The sequence below is a fragment of the Aquicella siphonis genome, assembly GCF_902459485.1.
Taxonomy (GTDB): Bacteria; Pseudomonadota; Gammaproteobacteria; order DSM-16500; family DSM-16500; genus Aquicella; species Aquicella siphonis.
The window spans coordinates 1,547,734-1,567,439 of sequence record NZ_LR699119.1 but is presented as its reverse complement, the minus strand read 5'-3'; the positions used below and the strand labels follow the sequence as shown (position 1 = coordinate 1,567,439).

At 49.7% G+C, this 19,706-nt stretch carries 20 protein-coding genes; 8 read left to right on the top strand and 12 right to left on the bottom strand.

Going from position 1 to position 19,706, the window contains the following annotated elements; translation table 11 throughout:
- The first annotated feature begins 37 nt into the window (after positions 1 to 37).
- The 5 genes from eno to rpoS all read left to right on the top strand — a co-directional run bounded on the left by eno (position 38) and on the right by rpoS (position 4,484).
- Positions 38 to 1,348: a phosphopyruvate hydratase gene (gene eno, locus AQULUS_RS07360; RefSeq protein WP_148339426.1), complete on the top strand. Its 1,311-nt coding sequence runs from the start codon at positions 38 to 40 to the stop codon at positions 1,346 to 1,348.
- Complete coding sequence (locus tag AQULUS_RS07355; RefSeq protein WP_232051854.1) at positions 1,348 to 1,632, top strand: septum formation initiator family protein; 285 nt, start codon at positions 1,348 to 1,350, stop codon at positions 1,630 to 1,632. Before eno ends, AQULUS_RS07355 begins: the two co-directional genes overlap by 1 nt.
- 36 nt (positions 1,633 to 1,668) lie before the next feature.
- Entirely contained in the window at positions 1,669 to 2,424 is a 756-nt protein-coding gene (surE, locus tag AQULUS_RS07350) for a 5'/3'-nucleotidase SurE (RefSeq protein WP_148339425.1), read from the top strand.
- Between the two features lie 4 nt (positions 2,425 to 2,428).
- Positions 2,429 to 3,211, top strand: coding sequence for a peptidoglycan DD-metalloendopeptidase family protein (locus AQULUS_RS07345; protein ID WP_197737302.1), 783 nt, complete (start codon positions 2,429 to 2,431; stop codon positions 3,209 to 3,211).
- Positions 3,212 to 3,440: 229 nt separating this feature from the next.
- Entirely contained in the window at positions 3,441 to 4,484 is a 1,044-nt protein-coding gene (rpoS, locus tag AQULUS_RS07340) for an RNA polymerase sigma factor RpoS (protein WP_148339424.1), read from the top strand.
- Positions 4,485 to 4,506: 22 nt separating this feature from the next.
- Here rpoS and AQULUS_RS13140 read toward each other — a convergent pair whose 3' ends face one another.
- The 6 genes from AQULUS_RS13140 to AQULUS_RS07315 all read right to left on the bottom strand — a co-directional run bounded on the left by AQULUS_RS13140 (position 4,507) and on the right by AQULUS_RS07315 (position 9,734).
- Positions 4,507 to 4,632 (bottom strand): hypothetical protein, encoded by a 126-nt coding sequence (locus AQULUS_RS13140; RefSeq protein WP_269472872.1) that lies wholly within the window; start codon positions 4,630 to 4,632, stop codon positions 4,507 to 4,509.
- Complete coding sequence (locus AQULUS_RS07335) at positions 4,629 to 5,894, bottom strand: 6-phosphofructokinase (RefSeq protein ID WP_148339423.1); 1,266 nt, start codon at positions 5,892 to 5,894, stop codon at positions 4,629 to 4,631. The genes AQULUS_RS13140 and AQULUS_RS07335 overlap by 4 nt, the downstream gene beginning before the upstream one ends.
- Positions 5,895 to 6,028: 134 nt before the next feature.
- Positions 6,029 to 6,658 carry a LysE family translocator gene (locus tag AQULUS_RS07330; RefSeq protein WP_148339422.1) on the bottom strand — a complete coding sequence of 210 codons (630 nt, stop codon included), beginning with the start codon at positions 6,656 to 6,658 and terminating at the stop codon, positions 6,029 to 6,031.
- Between the two features lie 220 nt (positions 6,659 to 6,878).
- Positions 6,879 to 7,310: an adenine nucleotide alpha hydrolase family protein gene (locus AQULUS_RS07325; protein WP_148339421.1), complete on the bottom strand. Its 432-nt coding sequence runs from the start codon at positions 7,308 to 7,310 to the stop codon at positions 6,879 to 6,881.
- 192 nt (positions 7,311 to 7,502) lie between these two features.
- On the bottom strand, positions 7,503 to 8,141 hold the full coding sequence (locus tag AQULUS_RS07320; protein WP_148339420.1) for a response regulator transcription factor: 639 nt from the start codon (positions 8,139 to 8,141) through the stop codon (positions 7,503 to 7,505).
- A gap of 15 nt (positions 8,142 to 8,156) precedes the next feature.
- Entirely contained in the window at positions 8,157 to 9,734 is a 1,578-nt protein-coding gene (locus AQULUS_RS07315) for a PAS domain-containing sensor histidine kinase (protein ID WP_148339419.1), read from the bottom strand.
- 93 nt (positions 9,735 to 9,827) lie between these two features.
- Between AQULUS_RS07315 and mpl the strand changes: the two genes are divergently transcribed.
- The 3 genes from mpl to AQULUS_RS07300 all read left to right on the top strand — a co-directional run bounded on the left by mpl (position 9,828) and on the right by AQULUS_RS07300 (position 12,634).
- Positions 9,828 to 11,186 carry a UDP-N-acetylmuramate:L-alanyl-gamma-D-glutamyl-meso-diaminopimelate ligase gene (mpl, locus tag AQULUS_RS07310; protein ID WP_148339418.1) on the top strand — a complete coding sequence of 453 codons (1,359 nt, stop codon included), beginning with the start codon at positions 9,828 to 9,830 and terminating at the stop codon, positions 11,184 to 11,186.
- A 126-nt stretch (positions 11,187 to 11,312) separates the two neighbouring features.
- Positions 11,313 to 11,717, top strand: a complete 405-nt coding sequence (apaG, locus tag AQULUS_RS07305; protein WP_148339417.1) for a Co2+/Mg2+ efflux protein ApaG — start codon at positions 11,313 to 11,315, stop codon at positions 11,715 to 11,717.
- On the top strand, positions 11,717 to 12,634 hold the full coding sequence (locus AQULUS_RS07300; RefSeq protein ID WP_148339416.1) for a hydrogen peroxide-inducible genes activator: 918 nt from the start codon (positions 11,717 to 11,719) through the stop codon (positions 12,632 to 12,634). Before apaG ends, AQULUS_RS07300 begins: the two co-directional genes overlap by 1 nt.
- 78 nt (positions 12,635 to 12,712) lie before the next feature.
- Here AQULUS_RS07300 and AQULUS_RS07295 read toward each other — a convergent pair whose 3' ends face one another.
- The 6 genes from AQULUS_RS07295 to dnaX form a co-directional block, all read right to left on the bottom strand.
- A complete protein-coding gene (locus AQULUS_RS07295; protein WP_148339415.1) occupies positions 12,713 to 14,704 on the bottom strand; it encodes a thioredoxin domain-containing protein in 1,992 nt (663 codons plus the stop codon).
- A gap of 112 nt (positions 14,705 to 14,816) precedes the next feature.
- Positions 14,817 to 15,836: a phospholipase D-like domain-containing protein gene (locus AQULUS_RS07290; protein WP_148339414.1), complete on the bottom strand. Its 1,020-nt coding sequence runs from the start codon at positions 15,834 to 15,836 to the stop codon at positions 14,817 to 14,819.
- Complete coding sequence (gene recR / locus AQULUS_RS07285) at positions 15,836 to 16,432, bottom strand: recombination mediator RecR (RefSeq protein ID WP_148339413.1); 597 nt, start codon at positions 16,430 to 16,432, stop codon at positions 15,836 to 15,838. The genes AQULUS_RS07290 and recR overlap by 1 nt, the downstream gene beginning before the upstream one ends.
- On the bottom strand, positions 16,432 to 16,773 hold the full coding sequence (locus AQULUS_RS07280) for a YbaB/EbfC family nucleoid-associated protein (protein ID WP_148339412.1): 342 nt from the start codon (positions 16,771 to 16,773) through the stop codon (positions 16,432 to 16,434). The genes recR and AQULUS_RS07280 overlap by 1 nt, the downstream gene beginning before the upstream one ends.
- A gap of 87 nt (positions 16,774 to 16,860) precedes the next feature.
- A complete protein-coding gene (locus AQULUS_RS07275) occupies positions 16,861 to 17,937 on the bottom strand; it encodes a PA0069 family radical SAM protein (RefSeq protein WP_148339411.1) in 1,077 nt (358 codons plus the stop codon).
- A 99-nt stretch (positions 17,938 to 18,036) separates the two neighbouring features.
- Entirely contained in the window at positions 18,037 to 19,563 is a 1,527-nt protein-coding gene (dnaX, locus tag AQULUS_RS07270; RefSeq protein ID WP_148339410.1) for a DNA polymerase III subunit gamma/tau, read from the bottom strand.
- Between the last annotated feature and the right edge of the window lie 143 nt (positions 19,564 to 19,706).

Genomic DNA, 19,706 nt, shown 5'->3' with positions numbered 1-19,706 from the left:
ATTGACGGCAATGAATAAATAAAAATGGGAGAGGGTTATGTCACAAATCAGAGAAATCAGGGCCCGCGAAATTCTGGATTCACGCGGCAATCCAACGGTTGAGGCCGATGTCATTTTGACTTCCGGCAAAATGGCGCGGGCAGCGGTGCCGTCCGGCGCGTCCACAGGCTCGCGCGAAGCGCTGGAACTGCGCGACAAGGACAGGCACCGTTACCTGGGAAAAGGCGTGCAACTGGCCGTTGCATTCATCCGCAACGATTTGTGCGCCGCCCTGAAAGGATTTGATGTGACGCGCCAGCAGGAAATTGATGATGCCATGCTGGAACTGGATGGAACTGAAAACAAGGAAAAATTCGGCGCGAATGCTTTGCTGGCAGTTTCGCTCGCCGTCGCCAAGGCTGCGGCAGAAAGCCGAGGCGAGCCGTTATATCAATACCTGGGCGCCCGAACCGAATACCAGCTGCCTGTTCCCATGATGAATATCATCAACGGCGGAGCGCATGCGGACAATAACCTCGATTTTCAGGAATTCATGATACTGCCAGTGGGCGCGCCATTGTTTTCTGATGCCTTGCGCGCGGGCGTTGAAGTATTTCATCATCTGAAACAAATTTTGAAATCCCGGAAGTATAATACCAATGTTGGAGATGAAGGCGGATTTGCACCCGATCTTCCTCATCAGGAAGCCGCGGTGGAATTGATACTGGAAGCCATTGAGCGCGCCGGTTATCAGTCTGGAAAAGACATTTTTCTCGGGCTGGATGTTGCCAGCAATGAATTGTACCGGGATGGGCAATACCATCTGACGGGAGAAAACCGCATTTTATCCCCGGACGAATTTATTGAATACCTTGGCCGCTTCGTTGACCAGTATCCGGTGATTTCTATCGAAGACGGGATGGCGGAAAATGACTGGGAGGGATGGCGCAAACTCACGCGGCGTTTGGGCGATAGGGCGCAGCTGGTTGGTGATGATTTGTTTGTCACGAATACTCGCCTGCTGCAGCAGGGGATTGATCAGCACGCAGCGAATGCCATATTGATCAAGCCCAACCAGATCGGCACTTTGACTGAAACCCTGGCTGCCATCCAGATGGCAAAGAATGCTAAATATAATACTGTTATTTCGCATCGTTCGGGTGAAACCGAAGATACGACCATATCTGATCTCGCTGTCGCCACTAACGCAGGCCAGATTAAAACCGGATCCTTATGCCGTACTGATCGTGTGGCGAAATACAATCAATTATTGCGTATCGAAGAAATGCTCGGCAATCATGGACAATATGCCGGTATGCGGGTCTTTTCCCGGCTGGATTTGCGATCCAAGTCAAGAGAGACGAATTAATGTCAGGGATGCGTTTGAATTTACTCGGTATAGTCCTGATCGGTGTTCTGGCGTTGCTTCAATACCGGTTATGGTTTGAAAACGGGGGCATACGCGACATGTCGCGGCTCAAGCAGACACTGGCCAGGCAGGCCAGTGAAAATGAACTTTTAAAAAAGCGCAATGAAGAGCTTTTATTTCAAATCCAGCGGCTTCAGAATAGTGCGGATGCGGCAGAAGCCCGCGCGCGCAATGAGTTAGGCATGATCAAGAAGGATGAGAAATTTTATCAGATTGTGCATTGAACATTGCGGTAACACCAGTTCATAAAAGGAAGATGAATGAAGATATTAATTAGCAATGATGATGGGGTTCATGCGCCGGGGTTGATGTACCTCGCCAACGCATTGGAAAAAACCGCCGATATCACGGTTGTTGCACCTGATCGTAATCGCAGCGGAGTGAGTAACTCGTTGACACTGGAGAATCCATTGCGTGTTGTGACGGCATCAAACGGTTATTACAGTGTCAATGGCACGCCTACCGATTGTGTGCATCTTGCTGTCACGGGACTGCTTAAGGAAATGCCTGATATGGTGGTCTCCGGCATCAATGAAGGGTCTAACTTGAGTGACGACGTGCTTTATTCCGGAACGGTCGCCGCCGCTACCGAAGGGCGTTTTCTCGGCCTGCCCTCCATTGCGATTTCCCTGGCCGGCCCCCGTTGCGAGCATTACGACACGGCTGCGCAAATTGCCAAAATCCTGGTGGAGCGGCTGCGGGAAACACCTTTAACATCAGACACGATTTTGAATGTTAACGTGCCCGATGTGCCGTTCGCTGAATTGCGCGGCATCCAGGTGACGCGCCTGGGCACGCGGCACATTGCTGAACCGACGATCAAGGCTATCGATCCCAGAGGTAGAAAAATATATTGGGTGGGCCAGCCGGGGCCTGAGCAAGATGCCGGTCCGGGAACGGATTTTTACGCGGTGAATACAGGCTATGTGTCCGTGACTCCCCTGCACCTGGATTTGACGCATTACAAGGTATTGGATGAATTATCCAACTGGGTTCAACCGCTGCAAATAGGATAGAAGGGTGATCCAAACAATTTATAACTGTATTTTAACTGTCATGGTCTGCCTGCTAGTGAGTGCTTGCAGCGATGTGGAAACCTATGCTCCGGTGACAGACCTCAGTCATATCGAACCTGTTCCAAAATCGGGAACACACCGCGTTTCAAAAAATGAAACATTATATGAAATCGCCTGGCGTTACGGGCTGGATTACCGCTATCTTGCGCGGCTAAACCAGATCAGTCCGCCATACACCATTCATACACAACAAATCATCTACCTGAACGGCAAGCCGGTCTCCGCTGCCATCCGGCAGGAGCGCCGACAGGCTGCCGCGACAGCTTCTGTGCTTCCGGCATCGGCACTTTCTTCGCCGCAGCCACGCCCGTCTGTTTCTGCCAATGAGAGCCGAATTCAGCGCGAGCCGAATTATTCGGTCAGCGGGTGGCGATGGCCGGCCCGAGGCGATGTAATTAATGCCTTCTCCAGGGTGAACAAGGGAATCAATATTGCAGGGCGGTTAGGTGAGCCGGTGTATGCGGCGGCGGCAGGTAAGGTCGTCTATAGCGGTAATGGTCTGAGGGGTTATGGGAACCTGATTATTATTAAACATAATAGCTTATATCTGTCAGCATATGCGCATAATAATTTGGTTTTGGTGCAAGATGGCGACTGGGTCAAGCAAGGGCAAAAAATTGCCGAAATGGGGAAGACAGGAGCAGACAAGGTCATGCTGCATTTTGAAATCAGGCGCGCCGGCAAGCCTGTTGATCCCATGTCCTTGTATCATTCAGGTAAATCCTAGAAACAAGGCGGCTGCTTACATTCTGGCGGATGGGATCCGGATGATATCCATTTTCACGCTTTTTGTTGATACCAGGAAGCGCTATTAAGTGTATCCTGGGAAACGTTCCTTTCTAATCAGATAGATATCCGGGCAGTCAGCCTTGGACAAGGCTGTTTTCTTAGCCTTTTAGGATTGATTTCAATATATAATATTTATAGGGTTTCCGTTTCTCTTCCGAGGTCTTCTTATGTCGAGAATCAAAAAAGGGAAGGTGCGCGGCAAGCAGGCGTCCCTTGAAAATGACAAGGAGGTATCGGTTGCGGATGAAGAAATAGAGCCAGCAGACCATGACCCGGATTTGAATGACGACAGCAAGGCCGCGCCGCAGATTGAACATGCCGGAAATAATCATAAAAATGGATCTGCTCCAGCCGTGCCTGTGACCAGCGAGAAGACAACTTCTCTGGATCCCACACAAATTTATCTGAAAGAAATCGGTTTTTCTCCATTATTGACCGCACAGGAAGAAGTTTACTATGGCCGTCTGGTCATGAAAGGTGATCCTGCGGCGCGCAAAAAAATGATAGAAAGCAATTTGCGGCTGGTAGTGAAGATTGCGCGCCATTATTACAACCGCGGTCTGGAGTTTTCGGATCTGATTGAAGAAGGGAATCTGGGTTTACTGCGTGCGGTTGAAAAGTTTGATCCTGAACGCGGATTTCGTTTTTCAACCTATGCCACCTGGTGGATTCGTCAGACGATAGAAAGAGCCATTATGAACCAGACCCGAACCATACGACTGCCCATACATGTGTTGCGAGAACTCAATATGTATCTGTCAACCGCGCGTGAATTAATGAAAACGCAGGATCACGAGCCTTCTTATCACGAAATTGCCGATGCACTGGATAAATCAATCGATGATGTTAAAAACATGATGGAATTGAATGAGCATATGGTTTCGCTGGATATGCAGGTTTCTGGCGAAAATTCCACGGGTAAACCGCTGGTGGAAGCGCTCGCGGATAAAAACGCGGCGGACCCGGCGGATTTGCTGGCGAATGAATATCTTCATGAGAGCCTGGAACGCTGTCTCAGCGAGTTAAATGAAAAGCAGCGTGAGGTATTATGCAGGCGGTTTGGTCTGGGCGGTTATGAGCGCCAGACACTGGAAGAAGTGGGGAAAGCGGTGGGACTGACGCGTGAACGTGTGCGTCAGATCCAGATGAGCGCGTTGAAATCTCTGCGCGAAATCATGGAACGGTACGGGTTGGACAGCGATATCCTTTAAAACAAGACATCGCGGCAAGCCGTCATCCGCTCGCATCATGATTTTGTTTCTCACGATTTGTCACTATTTCAAGCGTCAGCCGCTTGGCCTTGTTCTGCCCGGATAAAAAATCGGACTGAACTTCCCTGTCCAGTCCGGTCGGCATCATGCAAATTCGAACGTCGTGCTGAGTTTTTTCTCTACCGGAAGGTTTTTTAATTTCACATAGGCTGGCAAGCCTTGGTGGAAGGGCGGATAGTCTTCACCCTGAATCAACGGGGCAAGGTAGCGGCGGCAAGCATCGGTAATGCCAAACCCATTTTCAGAAATGTATTCGCGAGGCATTTTGACTTCCACGTTCGCGACTTTTTCCAGCGGCGCCTCACCTATGGTCCAGCGATAGGTCTCGCCTTTTTCGCGCACTATGATGGGCATGACCGCGTTCTTTCCGGACAATGCCATTTCTACGGCGGACTTACCAACGGCGTAAGCCTGTTCCACATCTGTTTTGGAGGCTATATGTCTAGCGGCGCGCTGCAGATAATCAGCAAGAGCCCAATGGTATTTATAACCCAGTTTGTCCTTGATGAGTTTGGCAATCACGGGTGCGACGCCGCCTAATTGCTTGTGACCGAACGCATCCACCAGTCCCTGTTCGGAGATGAAGTCGCCATCGGGATTTTTGAGCCCTTCGGACACGACAATGGAGCAGTGGTCGTATTTCTTCACGGTTTCTTCCACACGCTTGAAAAAGGCTTCGGTATTCAGCGGGATTTCAGGAAATAGAATAATATGCGGGGAATCACCCTCTTTTTCCGCGGCCAGGCCGCCGGCTGCGGCAATCCAGCCGGCATGGCGTCCCATGACTTCCAGGATAAAAACTTTTGTTGAGGTGAGGGCCATGGATGCCACATCCATGCCGGCTTCCCGGATGGAAACAGCTACATATTTGGCGACGGATCCGAAACCGGGAGAATTATCGGTGAAAGGAAGATCATTATCCACGGTTTTGGGTATGCCTATACAGGTAATAGGGTAGCCCAATTCCTTGCTGATCAATGAAACCTTGTGCGCGGTGTCCTGCGAATCACCGCCTCCGTTGTAGAAAAAATAACGGATATTATGCGCTGAAAATACTTCCACCAGACGTTCATATTGTTTACGGTGTTTTTCAATCGAGCCGAGTTTATGCCGGCAGGAACCGAACGCGCCTGAAGGGGTGTAACGCAAGGCGGCGATATCTGTGTCGGATTCCAGGCTGGTATCGATTAAATCTTCGGTCAAGGCTCCGATAATGCCGTTACGGGCGGCATAGACTTTCCCTATCTTATCTGAATGTTTGCGGGCGGTCTGGATGACGCCGCAGGCAGAAGCGTTAATCACGGCAGTGACACCGCCTGATTGGGCATAAAGTGCGTTAAATTTTTCCATGGGTGTTTAGCTCCGGATTAGAAGTTCAAATGGCGTAAAAGTATACTGGTTTGTACGCGAGGATCAACAGGCAGTGTGTAATAGGCGCGAGTGTAGGCATGCCGGAAACCAATGACCGGCAGCCATATTCCTGTCTAACGTTCGAACGCCGCCAGCTTCAGGCCTAATCCTATGAATAAAAAACCGGAAATCTTCTGCTGGATTTTCAATGCGGCAGGATGCGCCGTCAGCCATTGTTTGGCGGTTCCAAAAAATAAGGCAACCAGAACATTAGAGAAAGTGCCTATTCCATTGAAAATTAAACCTAATATAAGCAGCTGCAAGCCCATGGAATGACTGGAGGCCGGGGTCACAAACTGTGGTAGAAAAGCCAGAAAAAATAATGCGACCTTGGGATTAAACATGTTTGTGAATAAACCTTGAATGAAGACCTTGCGCCATGAACCCGTCACGGTGTGATGCGCGTTTTCGAGCAGAGCCGATTGTTTTTTGAGCAGCGCCTGGATTCCGAGATAAAGCAGGTAACAGGCTCCCAGGTATTTTATGAGAGAAAATGCAAGAGAGGAATGGAAAAGGAATGACGATAAACCGATAGAGACCGCGAAAATATGCACAAAACACCCCGCGCCAATTCCCAGTGCCGCCGCTAGACCGAGACGCTTACCATGATTCAGGCTTTGACTGATAATGTATAACATGTCCGGGCCGGGGATCAGGGCAACAGTCAGAACGGCGATAAAATAGATAAGCCAGTTTTGTGTCATATGCTGAGTTCCTCTTTTATTTATGGACTAGAGTCTAGCAGCTTATGTTTGTCTGGTCAGCTCCGGCCGAGTGCTTTCGTGCTTCCGACACAGCCATTCTTGCCAGAGTTTTTAATAGGAAATAAAAAAATCCCGTAATGAATGGGAGGATTCATTACGGGGGTGAGGCTCAAGTTTGTCACTGTTCTCGAGGAGACTTTTAACTTGAGAAGACCGCATTTTATATTTGTTTTAACTGGTTTATATTTTTGATAAAAGCATACTGGTGTATGTTTTTAAAAAAAAGTGAACGCTGTAGTTCCTGTATCTGTTGTGAACTGGCAAGAATAAAACTCGAGTTCAATTTATTGGCAAGACGTAAAACTTCTGTTCGAATCTTGCCCGAAATAAGCCATTGGTCTTTTTTGGCAATGCCTAGATGCTTGCCTACCTGGCTTAAGGATTCTTTTGCTTCGTCATAGTATTTTTCAACCAGCATGCCCATGGACGGAATATTAAAATAACAGGTTGGTAAATGTGGGATCACGTGTACCAGGCTGAGTTTGATATCCATTTGCGGGGCGGTTTCCGAGCTGAACGCGGTGCGAATCTGAAGAACTTCAGCTTCAGTAATCGCATTGGTAACAATTAATACCTGCTTTTTTCTATCCATGGCTGCATTCTCCTAACGCTAATCTTTTCCGGTTTTCTTAGTGAGGGATACTAATCATCTCACCATTGAACACTAATAAAAATTGGGAGAAAGCCATAGAAATGTACTTGAATGTACCTAGGCAGTTCAGGGTTACTACCATCAGGTTATTACTAACTTGAGTGAGATATACCCTTATATAATTATTCTGTATTATTCTTCTTCAACAACTTCTTCTTGAATACTGTTGGTTAATACCAGTTTGACCAGTTCGGGGACGGATTTGACCCCCATTTTTTTCATCACCGAAGCACGATGAGCTTCAACGGTTTTCAGGGAAATATTGAGTTCGGCAGAAATGACCTTATTGGGTTTGCCGGCCACTATCCCTTGCAGCACCTGGACTTCCCGGGGAGAGAGCAAGGCGAATTTGGCCCTGGCCTGGGCGTTTTCCTGGCGTTTTTCACGGTTGGCTTTGTCTATTCTTAAAGCCTTGTTAATGCTTTCAAGTAAAACCTGGTCATTAAAAGGCTTGGTGAGAAAATCAATTGCACCTGCTTTCATGACTCGCACGGCAAGCGGCACATCGCCGTGACCGCTGATAAAAATGATGGGTAAAGTCGGCAGGCCATGTTCATTCAGGCGAGTCTGTAATTCCGGCCCGCTCATTCCCGGCATGCGCACATCCAATAACAGACATCCATGCTGCTGAGGATCGTACTCATGGAGGAAATCCTGGGCGCGCACGAAAGTCTTGTAGCGTAAGCCAATGGATTCAATAATCCATGACAAGGATTCAACCATCGCCTGATCATCGTCAATGATGTATACAATTGGATCTAGCGTCGACATACACCTTCGCTCCTGCTATATCGAAACGGGTAAAGAAAAACGTATCCAGCTGTTGCCGCTCGAATTTGCGTTCGAGTTTATCGTAAATTGTCCGCCGTGCGCTTCGATGATGGAACGGCAAATCGCCAGCCCCATTCCGCGTCCATGCGCCTTGGTGGTAAAAAATGGCATGAAGACCTGGGTGGCTATCTCTTTGGAAAACCCGGGTCCGGCATCTTTCAGTGTCACTTCAATGGTATCAAAATGAGTGAATTTTGTATGGATATGAATGCGTTTTTCCTTGGTGTTATTTTCATTCATGGCTTCAATAGCATTCTGAATCAGATTCAATATGACTTGCTGGATCTGGATTTTGTCAATAAATATGTGAGGGATGTGTTTGTCAAAATCGAAATCAATCTTGGTCTTTGAATTTGTTAGTTCATTTTTTATCAGGCTGACAGTTTCACGAATGACGTTATTGATTTTGCAGGGTGTCTTGACCAGTTGCCCTTTACAGAAAAAGTTTTTCAGGCGCTGGACAATTTCACCGGCCCGCTCTGCCTGGGCGACAGCTTTTTGCATGATATGCTTGATCTGGTCTGGGTCATGTTCTTCGTTTTGCAAGTGCCGTACGCATCCCCGGGTATAGTTGACAATGGCAGCAAGCGGCTGGCTGATTTCATGTGCCATGCCGGAGGCCATTTCTTCCATGGTGCTCAGGCGAAAAACATGAGCCAGCTGCTGGCCGCGCAACCGGGCTTTTTTGTCCAGGATGCGGTCCGTGATATCACGGGAAGCGAGCTGGATTTCACTGATGCTGCGCATTTGATCATCGATAATGAGACGGATGTTGCTTTCAAACCAGCGGAATTCGCCTTCCTTGCGTTTGATGCGATAGACTATCGGCTTGATGTTCGTCATCTCGCGCCGCCGTGTAAACGCTTTCTTGAGCTTGGCGATATCATCATGATGAATGAATTTATAAATGTTTTTACCAATCAGGTCTTCAGGCGTATATCCGGTTGACATGTGGCTTGCCGGTGAAACATATAAATAAGTGCCGTCAGGCATATGTCTGGAAATCACATCTTTCGCGTTCTCGGCCAGCAGATGAAAACGCAGCTCGCTTTCGCGCAATCTGCGTTCTGTCTGTTCAAGGTGGTGCATGGATTCTATTAACAGACTGTTGGCGGTCCAGAAACCGCCCAGAATGGATTGCATTTGTTGTAACAATGCCTGATTGGTTTTGCGTAATTCTTCTTCGGTTTTTTTGTAGTCAGAAATGTTTTGATGCATGAGCAGGGCTATCACACGGTTTTGTTCGCTTAATGGCAGCGGACAGAGGGATGACTTGCAGTAACCTCTTATGCCGTTCTTGCGGATGTAATGGGTGTGCTCATGCCATTTTTTCTGGCTGGATGTCATTTCCTGTATGAGCTTGGGGAAGGGATAGTTGCGGTCATAAATAAAGTTGACAGACCGACCCAGCACTTCCTTTTTGGTGTACCCGAACAAAGCGGAGGCAGAGGCATTCCAGTTGATAATGCGCCCAGCCTTATCAAGCAGCACTGCGCTGTCCGTAATGGCATCAAATAATCCCAGATTCTCCATTCTGGCTTTATCCTTTGCGGGATGTCCTAAATTCGTTAATAATAACACATTTGTGAAAATAACGTATCTACTCAAATTTGCGGGGTATCAAGCATGCGTTTACACATACTGGGGATATGCGGAACCTTCATGAGCGGCATCGCCATACTCGCCAAGCAAGGCGGCCATGAAGTGACCGGATCCGATATGAATGTTTATCCTCCCATGAGTACCCAGCTCATGGAGCAGGGTATCATCCTGAAAGAAGGCTATGATCCTTCCCATATCGACCCCGGGGTGGAATGCGTGATCGTGGGAAATGTGATCAAGCGTGGAAATCCAGCCATGGAGCATGTGCTTGCTAACCGGCTGCCCTATGTTTCGGGGCCGCAATGGTTGGCGGAAAATGTCATCCAGTCGCGCTGGGTGCTGGGCGTGGCTGGCACCCACGGCAAGACAACCACCAGTAGTCTCCTGGCCTGGATCCTGGATTGTGCCGGCTTGCAGCCAGGCTTTCTCATTGGAGGGGTGCCGGAAAATTTCGGGGTTTCGGCGCGCCTGGGCGGCAGCCCTTATTTTGTGATTGAAGCGGATGAGTACGACAGCGCGTTTTTCGATAAACGATCCAAATTCATCCATTACCGGCCAAAGACCCTGATTTTAAATAACCTTGAATTCGACCATGCCGATATTTTCCCTGACCTGGCCGCCATCAAACAGCAGTTTCACTACCTGGTGCGTACGGTCCCCGGCAATGGCTTGATAATCCGCCATGCGCCAGATGACAACCTGACTGACGTATTGGGCATGGGTTGCTGGACGCCCAGCCAGAGTTTTGGCGGAACCACGGGCGAGTGGCAGGCAAAGCTTATCGAGAATGACGGCAGCGCGTTCTCGGTCTATTATCAGGGCCAGCGCCGGGGAGACGTGCGCTGGAACCTTTTAGGTAATCATAATGTGGATAACGCCCTGGCGGCGATCGCTGCCGCGCGGCATGCTGACGTGGCGCCCGAAGCCGCTATCGAAGCCTTGTCTTCATTCCGGAATGTGAAACGGCGGCTGGAAGTGAAGGGCAAGGCCAGAAACATAGTGGTATATGATGATTTTGCTCATCATCCCACTGCTATCGCAACCACCTTGTCTGGCTTGCGCGCAAAAATTGGCGCAGGTGCTCGCATGATAGCCGTACTGGAGTTTGGATCGTACACCATGCGTTCGGGGGTGCATAAGTCCCGCATGCAGGATGCCTTGAAAGAAGCGGATATGGTCGTTTGCAAACGTACGGAAACGGATTGGGGCATAGATGACATGCTGGCAAAATTTCCCCAGCCGTCCCGGATGTATGATAATGTGGATTCCCTTGTTTCTTCACTGGCGACAGAACTGAAAGCAGGCGATCATGTTATCATCATGAGCAATTCAGGGTTTGATGGTATTCATAAAAAGCTGCTGGATGCCTTGGAAAGAGGTTAAACGCATATGGAACAGGATGATAAAAACAAACTCACTTTTACAGCGAAAGGCGCGGCGCTCGGATTGGCTGCTTATGTTGTGCTGATACTGATAGTTGCCGCGATATTTTTGTTTGGATAAGCGCGCATGAATAAGAAATCCTTGATTATCCTTGTTAATTCCGAGCCCAGTTATGTGCCGGAACAGTCTGACCCGGCGAATCAGAAATTTGTCTGGTCTTATGAAATCACGATAAAAAATGACAGCGAAGATATCGTGCAGCTGTTGTCGCGCTACTGGCGTATCACTGACATGACGGGCAAGGTGGATGAAGTCCATGGTATAGGCGTCATTGGATTGCAGCCTCTTATCAAGCCGGGGAAGCAGTTTGTATATGTAAGCTATTGTCAGCTCTCGACGCCGCAGGGCACCATGGAAGGCTATTATGAAATGCAAGATCTTGAGGAGGCGCATTTTCAAGTCGAGATACCCAAGTTTATCCTGAGCGCGCCATCGTCTATTACTCAATCATACCGGTCCAGGCTGCATTAATGACACTGACTGAATTACGCTATGCCTTGACGCTTGCCGCGGAAAAACATTTTGGCCGCGCCGCCGCGCTTTGTCATGTCAGTCAGCCGACGCTTAGCGTCGCCATTCACAAGCTTGAGACTGAATTGGGCGTGTCCATTTTTGAGCGTGATCGCAGCCATGTGCGGGTGACAGACGTGGGCAAACAAATTATCGCGCAGGCACAGCGTGCCATGGATGAAGTCAGTCAGATCCATGATATCGCGCAAGGCGGTAAATCCCAGCTGGAAACACCGTTAAAAGTCGGTGCGATTTACACCATTGGGCCATATTTATTTCCCAGCATTATTCCTAACCTGAAAAAAATCGCTGCTCACATGCCGCTGATCATTCAGGAAGATTTTACCGCGAATTTGCGCCTGAAATTGTCGCGTGGTGAACTGGATGCTGTTTTTGTAGCACTTCCATTCACTGAAACTGGTGTGGTGACACAGGCCTTGTATGATGAACCCTTCGTGGTGCTCATGCGCAAGGATCATCCGCTAAGCAAAAAGGAAAGCATCAAGCCTGCTGACCTCAATGCGAATGAAATGCTTTTGCTGGGCGAAGGTCATTGTTTCAGGAGTCAGGTGATTGATGTTTGTCCCAACTGTTATCCGGCGGAAGGCGCGGCCAGGCAAGCGGTGGAAGGCACCTCACTGGAGACACTGCGCCATATGGTGGCATCTGGCATGGGTATTACCGTCCTGCCCAGCACGGCGACACAGATTCAATACTACAAATCCATTTTATGCACCAAACCTTTCGCGGGCAAAATTCCCCAGCGCAGAATCGCGCTGGCGTGGCGGGTCAGCTTTACCCGCCCCAAGGCAATAGGCGCTTTGATACGCGCGTTGCATGCGAGTTCGATGCGGGATATTTGTCTGCTCCCCGAGTAGTGTAAATAAATGCAATAAGTTGTGTTTACCGCAAGGCAGAGATGAATACAGTTTAATGAACGCTCTCGGAAATACGGCTCATAAGTCATCAAGATGGTCTATCACATCGCGGCAACGCGTGCCTTCACAGACATAAGCACACGTTGCGGTGCGCGGGACTTTGCCTGCAAGATTGCCAGGCAAATCCTTTTCCTGGCGCGGTATGGCGAATACCGAATTGCGGATGGTTTTGGTCTTGATTTTCCACGCAGTCATATCGGATCCTGTGCCGCGAATAATAACTATTTGCGGAGGATGCAAGCAATCCTGCAACGCCTTCAGCATGGAGCAATGTTCCGCCGGATATCGGGTTAACAGGGGCCAGGCCGCATGCAGTGTTTTTTCAGCGGCCTGAAGATAGCGCGGCTCACCCAGCAGGTGACCTAATACCAGCAGGCTGCGCGCCGCCACGGCATTGCCGCTGGGTAAGGCTTCATCCATACTGCTCTTTGGGCGATAAAGTAATTGTTCGTGATCGTCCGCGGTAAAATAAAAACCGCCGGACACGCGGTCAGTAAAATGTGCCATCATGGTGTCTGCCAGAGTCACGGCAAAATCCAGGATGGACCGGTCCCATTCCACTTCCAGTGCGGCCAGCAGCGCGTCGATAAGGAAAGCATAATCATCCAGATAGCCTGGCACCATCAGTTGATCAGGTGTGCCCGTCGCAAATAATCTGTTTCCTGTCCAATGTGATTGGCGGATGTGCTTGATAGCCCGTTTCGCCGAATCAATTATCTCGGGCTGATCCAGTGCGGAACCGGCGGCGAGCATGCCCTTGATCATTAACGCATTGGAAGCGGTCAGAATTTTTGTATCAGTGCCAGGCGGCTTGCGTGAATTGCGCGCGGCTAGCAGCTTCTTTTTTGCACTTGCGAAACGGTCTGCGGCACGGGTGAGGGGCATATCCAGAAGTTGCGCGGCCACAGTCAAGGATTCGGCAGGCGATAAATGCCAGCGGCCTGCGATGGCTGGCGGTTTATCCAGCCCGTAACACCGCTCAATGAGTGCGTATTCATCTTTATCCAGTAAGGTCTGGATGGCCTCGCGGTCCCAGAGGTAATAACCCCCTTCCTGGCCGTCAGAATCCGCATCCAGGCTGGAAAAAAAACCGCCGCTGGGTGACTGCATGGTTGATATGGCCCACCGGGTTGTCTGCCGCATGACTTCCGCGAACAGAGGTTCACGTGATTGTCGCCATGCCAGCGCATATACATATAAAAGCTGTGCATTGTCATAAAGCATTTTTTCGAAATGCGGGATGCGCCATTGTTCATCTACAGCATACCGGTAAAAACCGCCTTCCAGTTGATCGTAAATGCCGCCCTGGGCCATGCGCTGCAAACTGTGTTGCGCCATGGGTGAATGATTCAGAAGCAGAAACTCAAGCCGGGACGCTTGGGGAAACTTGGGTGCGCCGTTAAAACCGCCATGGACGGCATCAAAACTGTTTTGCAAGGCTTGTATCGCGTGCTGTACCGGTTGTGTATTGAGATGCAAATCCGAAATGATGGACGGCGGCGGGTTCAGGATGCGCAGAAGTTCTGAATTCTGCTGTTTGATGTCTGCGCCGCGCTGCTGATAGAGTCGGGCAATTTGTTTCAGAACATCTCTGAATGCGGGCAGCTGATAACGCTGTTCCCGAGGAAAATAGGTGCCGCTGAAAAAGGGAGCCAGATCATCGGGTGTCAGAAAAACAGTGAGCGGCCACCCGCCGCTTTGACGGGTAAGGAGGAAGTGCGTGGATTGATAGATTTTATCAAGATCCGGACGCTCTTCGCGGTCAACTTTAATATTCACAAAACACTCGTTCATTAACGCGGCAGTTTGATCGTCTTCAAAGGATTCATGCGCCATGACGTGACACCAATGACAGGCTGCATAACCGATAGAAAGCAAAATAGGCTTGTTTTCGCTGCGCGCTTTTTCCAGCGCCTGACTGCCCCAGGGATACCAGTCTACGGGGTTATAGGCATGCTGCTGCAGATAAGGGCTGCTTTCATGTATCAGTCTGTTTGCCGCGCGCGTCATTCTGGCTGGTCCGTTTTCATTTTGTTTGTTGCCTTAAGAGACATGTCTATCAATCAGGGATGATGCCTTTTACTTTCAGCCTAAGCTATATATCAATATCAGGTTCAAAATCCTATTGTATATTTTCATGTACATATTTTTTCAATTTTCGCAGTGCCCGGTTCACACTGCGTTGATCCGGCAGATATTTCAGCCAGTCATTCCTGTTGACTGCCTGATGATGCTCCCAGTCCTGTCTAAAAGTTGCGAGCAGCTGGCCAATGACTGTCGGATCATGTGTGATGACTGATAATTCACGGTTGTCTTCCAGCGATGCCCGCGTGAGGTTGATGGACCCAAGAACTGCGGTTTTTTCATCCGCGAGGATGATTTTGGCGTGAATCATGAGAGGCCGGCTGTAATGGATGTTGACTCCTGCGCGCGTGAGATACAGGTATTGCTTGTCACGCAAACGCGTTGAAGTGAGAATCTGGACACGGACACCGCGTTTGGCGGCTTTTGCCAGTGCGCCAGTGATTTTGTAGTCATTGATGTTTTGTGCATAGATTTTTAGGCTGGATTTAGCCTGCTGAATTAATGCGGTCAGTTTTGTGCGGCTGTCATCGGGACTGACAATCAAATCAGGTAAATGGTTGAAGCCGGCGGTCTGGTTCCAGTCTGAGGAAAAAAGCGCCCGGATTGCGCTGACCCGCATGGGATCGTCAATGACCAGGGCGAAATTTCGTTCCTTCTTGAAAGTGGAATGGGTGAAATTAAATGTCATGACGATGGCTTTGCTGCCGTCAAGAATCAGGGTTTTCTGGTGAATCAGGCGCAGCGGCGGAATGTTGCCCCGCCAGCTAACATGCTCGTGATTCAACCGGGCTATTGTCTTGTGGTTTTCATTGTCTGCTTTGTACGGGCTGCGTTCAAGCAGGATTTTAACTGTTTTGCCCTTTTGTTTTTTTTGTACCAGCGCATCCAGCAAGACTTCATCGGTAAAGCCGTACATGACCAGTTCCACGGAATTTTTAGCGTCTTGTATGGCATCAAGCACTGGCTTGCGTCCCATATCGGGTTCAATGATTAATTGATCCGCGAATGCAGAGAGGGAAAATGACAAAAGCAGGAAAAGAATGCCGCGCCTTAACATTAAATTATTTCTCTGCCTGCGAGCGCGTGGGCCAGTGTGCTGGGATCAATGTATTCCAGTTCGCTGCCTAGCGAGACGCCGCGGGCAATGCGCGATACCTTGATGGTGTATTGCTTGGCGAGTTCAGAGATATAGTGTGCTGTGGCTTCGCCTTCAACCGTCGGATTGGTGGCGATAATAGCTTCCTGGATATCACCGTGGTCAAAATGTGATTTCAGTTTGGTGATGCCGATTTCGGCCGGTCCTATACCGTCCAGGGGGGATAAATGGCCCATTAAGACAAAGTATTTTCCCCTGAAACTGCTGGTTTGTTCGATGACGCTGACATCGACCGGATTTTCGACAATACAGAGCAGGGTAGGGTCGCGGTGCGGGGAGGCGCAAATCTCGCATACTTCTGATTCGCTGAAGATACGGCATTGCTGGCAATGGCCTATTTGTTCTACCGCATCGATGAGGCTTTGAGCGAGGCGCCTGCCATTGTCGCGTCCACGTGTCAGCAGCTGAAATGCCATGCGCTGGGCTGTTTTGGGACCAACGCCGGGCAGACAGCGCAATGCTTCAATTAATTGTTCAAGCAGGGGACTAAAGCGCATTATTTTGGCAGATCGCCTAATCCATCGGGCATTTTCATGCCGGCCAGACCGCCCATTTTATCGCGCAGGCTGCGTTCGATTTTGTCGGTGGCATCGTTGATTGCCGCAGCAATGAGATCTTCTATGATGGATTTATCCTCTTTCAGCAAGTTGGGGTCTAATGTGACTTTTTTCGCGTAGTGCTGACCTGTCATCACAATTTTAACAACGCCGCCGCCGGATTGTCCGGTGATTTCCATTTCGGCAACCTGTTTCTGGATGTCCTGCAGTTTTTTCTGCATTTCCTGAGCGCGTTTCATGATTTCATTCAGGCCGATTTTGTCATTTGTTGGCTTGTTCATTCCAGACTCCGTACCCTTTGATAAGTGATATGATATTTTATCAAAATTATGCAGTCAGTTCTATGGCCAGTCGACATGCCGGGATGTTTACAAATTCCACAGATCCATTTGCGCGGCCTGGGGGGCAGACTGTAGCGGTCGGGCAAAACAACAGGTGTCCAGAGGTGCCTGCGGCTGGACATTCAAATGAAATTTTTTACAGGCAATTTTAAAACGCTGTGACAGCAGAGTCGCAAACTCGCCCTCTCCGCGCATGCGTTTGCCGAAACGTGAATCATACTCTTTCCCTCCGCGCATTTGCCTTATCAAGCTCATGATATGGCTGGCACGCGCCGGATAATGCTCTGTCAGCCATGCCTTGAATAAGTCTTTCACTTCATGGGGCAGTCTTATTAATGTATAGCTGGCGTGGCTGGCGCCTGCTTCCGCTGCCGAGGCCAGGATTTGTTCCAGTTCATTATCGTTTATCATGGGAATCATGGGTGCGGCCATGACTCTGACAGGAATGCCTGCTTCCTTGCAGCGGCGAATCACTCTCAACCGTGCCTGAGGAGAGGAGGCGCGCGGCTCCAGTATACGCTTGAGTTCGCCGCGCAGCGTGGTAATGCTGACCGCGACCGCAGCCAGATTGCGTGCAGCCATTTCTGCGATGAGATCCAAATCCCTTTCAATTAAAGAGCTTTTGGTAATGATAGCGACGGGATGGCGGCATTGATTGAATACTTCCAGCAGACTGCGGGTAATTCCCAGCTTGTTTTCAGCGGGCTGATACGGGTCTGTGTTGGCGCCAAGCACGACAGGTTTGCATTGATAGGATGGTTTGGCCAATTCTTGTGTTAGCAGTTGTGCCGCGCCGGATTTATGAAATATTTTTGTTTCAAAATCCAGCCCGGGAGAAAGATTCATATAGGCGTGGCTGGGTCTGGCATAACAATAGATGCATCCATGCTCGCAGCCCCGATAGGGATTAATGGATTGCTCAAAACCGATATCCGGCGAGTCATTGGTGGTCAGAATGGATTTTGCCTTTTCCGGGTAAAGAACAGTTTCCAGCGCGGGCAGTGCTTCTTCTTCCATATCCCAGCCATCGTGGCAAGCCTGATGCCGTTGAATATCAAAACGGCCTTCCGGGTTGATTGTTGCGCCTCGGTTTTTTATTGTCATGCCGGAATGTTACCTGAAAACTTGCCGCCTGCAAGCTGCTGTGCCGATTCCAACGTGCTTCAGGATGACAAAGCGCTGGGAATAAGGTGCCGCATGTCTTTATATCAGCGAAACTTCCACCGTCGCATCATACATGTCGATTAACTTTTTGATTTGTGTGTCTTGAAGGATGGTCTGTTTGGCTCTGGTAAGTTTTTGTTCATGCTCGGATTGCTCTTGTTTGAGCGGTGTGATCAGCTCTCCTTCAGTGATCATGATCTCCAGTTGAATGTCTTGTTTCAGATAACGCCCAAGCGCTTCAGTGATACGTTCCTTCAGTTTGGCATTCAGCATGGGTTCATGATTGACGGAAAGCGCGAGCGTCACTTTATTTCCGCTTATTTTTTCCAGTGTGCAATTTGCTGCTAATGCATAAGCCATACCGGAAAGCTCTAGTTTGGGCAGTATGTCGCGCCAATCAGCCGGGCTGGCGCTGGCCGGCCGGGGCGCGGTCACCACCGGGGCGGTGTCTGGTTTGCTGACGACGGGCGCCGCCGGGTTGTCGTTTTCAGGCCGGCCGGGCTTGAAGGCCAGCATGCGTAACAAGGTCATTTCAAATCCTTGCTGGGGAACGGGTGCCAGGGATAAATCGCGTCTGCCTAGCAGCGCGATTTGATAATAAAGCTGGATATCTTCGGGGGAAAACCGTCTGGCGATCGCGGTGAGAGAGGCTTCAGCCTGTGCCGCGTCAGGGACAACCTGGATAACGGCGATTTTATGGAAAAGCTGTATGAGCTCTTCCAGCAGCTGCTGGTAATCCGGCGCGCGTTCGGCTAGCTGAGCTGCCAGTTCGAAGACCTGGCTGCCGTTTTGCGCAGCGAGCGCGTCAAGCAGAGGCAGTAAATCCTCTTGTGCAGTGCAACCCAGCATGGAATGTATGTCGGCGAGATTCACGGTGCCCCGGCCATAGGCGACCGCCTGATCCAGCAGACTGAGCGCGTCGCGCATGCTGCCATCCGCTGCTCTGGCAAGCCTGTCTAACGCGCGGTCATCATGATTGATATTTTCGGCGGCGCAGATATGCTGCAAGTGTTTTTCAATTTGTTCGGATGTGATGCGTTTCAAGTGAAATTGCAGACAGCGCGAGAGAATGGTCACAGGAAGACGCTTGGGATCGGTAGTCGCCAGAATAAATTTGACATGTTCCGGCGGCTCTTCCAGCGTTTTCAGTAAGGCATTAAAACTATGATTGGACAACATGTGCACTTCATCAATGAGATAAATCTTGTACCGGCCTTGCGTGGGCGGGTACAAGACATTGTCCAGCAATTCCCGCGTATCTTCGACTTTGGTGCGGGAGGCGGCGTCAACTTCGTATAAATCCAGAAATTGGCCGGCATCAATGGCGCGGCAGGCATGACAGGTGCCGCAAGGTGAATCCGTGATGCCAGATTCACAATTAAGGCATTTGGATAGGATACGGCCAAGCGTGGTTTTGCCTACTCCACGGGTGCCGGTAAGCAAATAGGCATGATGCAGACGTTTTTGTTCCAGTGCATTGGCCAGCATGCGCAAAATAGGTTCCTGTCCTACCATGTCCTGAAAGTTGCGCGGGCGCCATTTGCGGGCTAAAACTTGATAGCTCATAGGTTTTTTGGCCTGTTGGTTAATGCGTGAGTGTGATTATCCTACCGTACCTTCGCAGCTTGAGGAAGTGTATGCTGCAAGAGCGGGAAAGGTCCCGGCATCCGGATAATTAATGGCCGAGATAAAGGATTTACTTAAACCGA

Bases quoted from the DNA above. Each gene is read 5' to 3' on its own strand.
- dnaX (WP_148339410.1), bottom strand. From the start codon at position 19,563: ATGAGCTATCAAGTTTTAGCCCGCAAATGGCGCCCGCGCAACTTTCAG.
- AQULUS_RS07320 (WP_148339420.1), bottom strand. From the start codon at position 8,141: ATGTCGACGCTAGATCCAATTGTATACATCATTGACGATGATCAGGCG.
- AQULUS_RS07295 (WP_148339415.1), bottom strand. From the start codon at position 14,704: ATGACGCGCGCGGCAAACAGACTGATACATGAAAGCAGCCCTTATCTG.
- AQULUS_RS07300 (WP_148339416.1), top strand. From the start codon at position 11,717: ATGACACTGACTGAATTACGCTATGCCTTGACGCTTGCCGCGGAAAAA.
- eno (WP_148339426.1), top strand. From the start codon at position 38: ATGTCACAAATCAGAGAAATCAGGGCCCGCGAAATTCTGGATTCACGC.
- recR (WP_148339413.1), bottom strand. From the start codon at position 16,432: ATGCGCTTTAGTCCCCTGCTTGAACAATTAATTGAAGCATTGCGCTGT.
- AQULUS_RS07315 (WP_148339419.1), bottom strand. From the start codon at position 9,734: ATGGAGAATCTGGGATTATTTGATGCCATTACGGACAGCGCAGTGCTG.
- AQULUS_RS07335 (WP_148339423.1), bottom strand. From the start codon at position 5,894: ATGGAAAAATTTAACGCACTTTATGCCCAATCAGGCGGTGTCACTGCC.
- rpoS (WP_148339424.1), top strand. From the start codon at position 3,441: ATGTCGAGAATCAAAAAAGGGAAGGTGCGCGGCAAGCAGGCGTCCCTT.
- AQULUS_RS07355 (WP_232051854.1), top strand. From the start codon at position 1,348: ATGTCAGGGATGCGTTTGAATTTACTCGGTATAGTCCTGATCGGTGTT.
- AQULUS_RS13140 (WP_269472872.1), bottom strand. From the start codon at position 4,632: ATGATGCCGACCGGACTGGACAGGGAAGTTCAGTCCGATTTTTTATCC.
- apaG (WP_148339417.1), top strand. From the start codon at position 11,313: ATGAATAAGAAATCCTTGATTATCCTTGTTAATTCCGAGCCCAGTTAT.
- AQULUS_RS07330 (WP_148339422.1), bottom strand. From the start codon at position 6,658: ATGACACAAAACTGGCTTATCTATTTTATCGCCGTTCTGACTGTTGCC.
- surE (WP_148339425.1), top strand. From the start codon at position 1,669: ATGAAGATATTAATTAGCAATGATGATGGGGTTCATGCGCCGGGGTTG.
- AQULUS_RS07275 (WP_148339411.1), bottom strand. From the start codon at position 17,937: ATGACAATAAAAAACCGAGGCGCAACAATCAACCCGGAAGGCCGTTTT.
- AQULUS_RS07290 (WP_148339414.1), bottom strand. From the start codon at position 15,836: ATGTTAAGGCGCGGCATTCTTTTCCTGCTTTTGTCATTTTCCCTCTCT.
- mpl (WP_148339418.1), top strand. From the start codon at position 9,828: ATGCGTTTACACATACTGGGGATATGCGGAACCTTCATGAGCGGCATC.
- AQULUS_RS07325 (WP_148339421.1), bottom strand. From the start codon at position 7,310: ATGGATAGAAAAAAGCAGGTATTAATTGTTACCAATGCGATTACTGAA.
- AQULUS_RS07280 (WP_148339412.1), bottom strand. From the start codon at position 16,773: ATGAACAAGCCAACAAATGACAAAATCGGCCTGAATGAAATCATGAAA.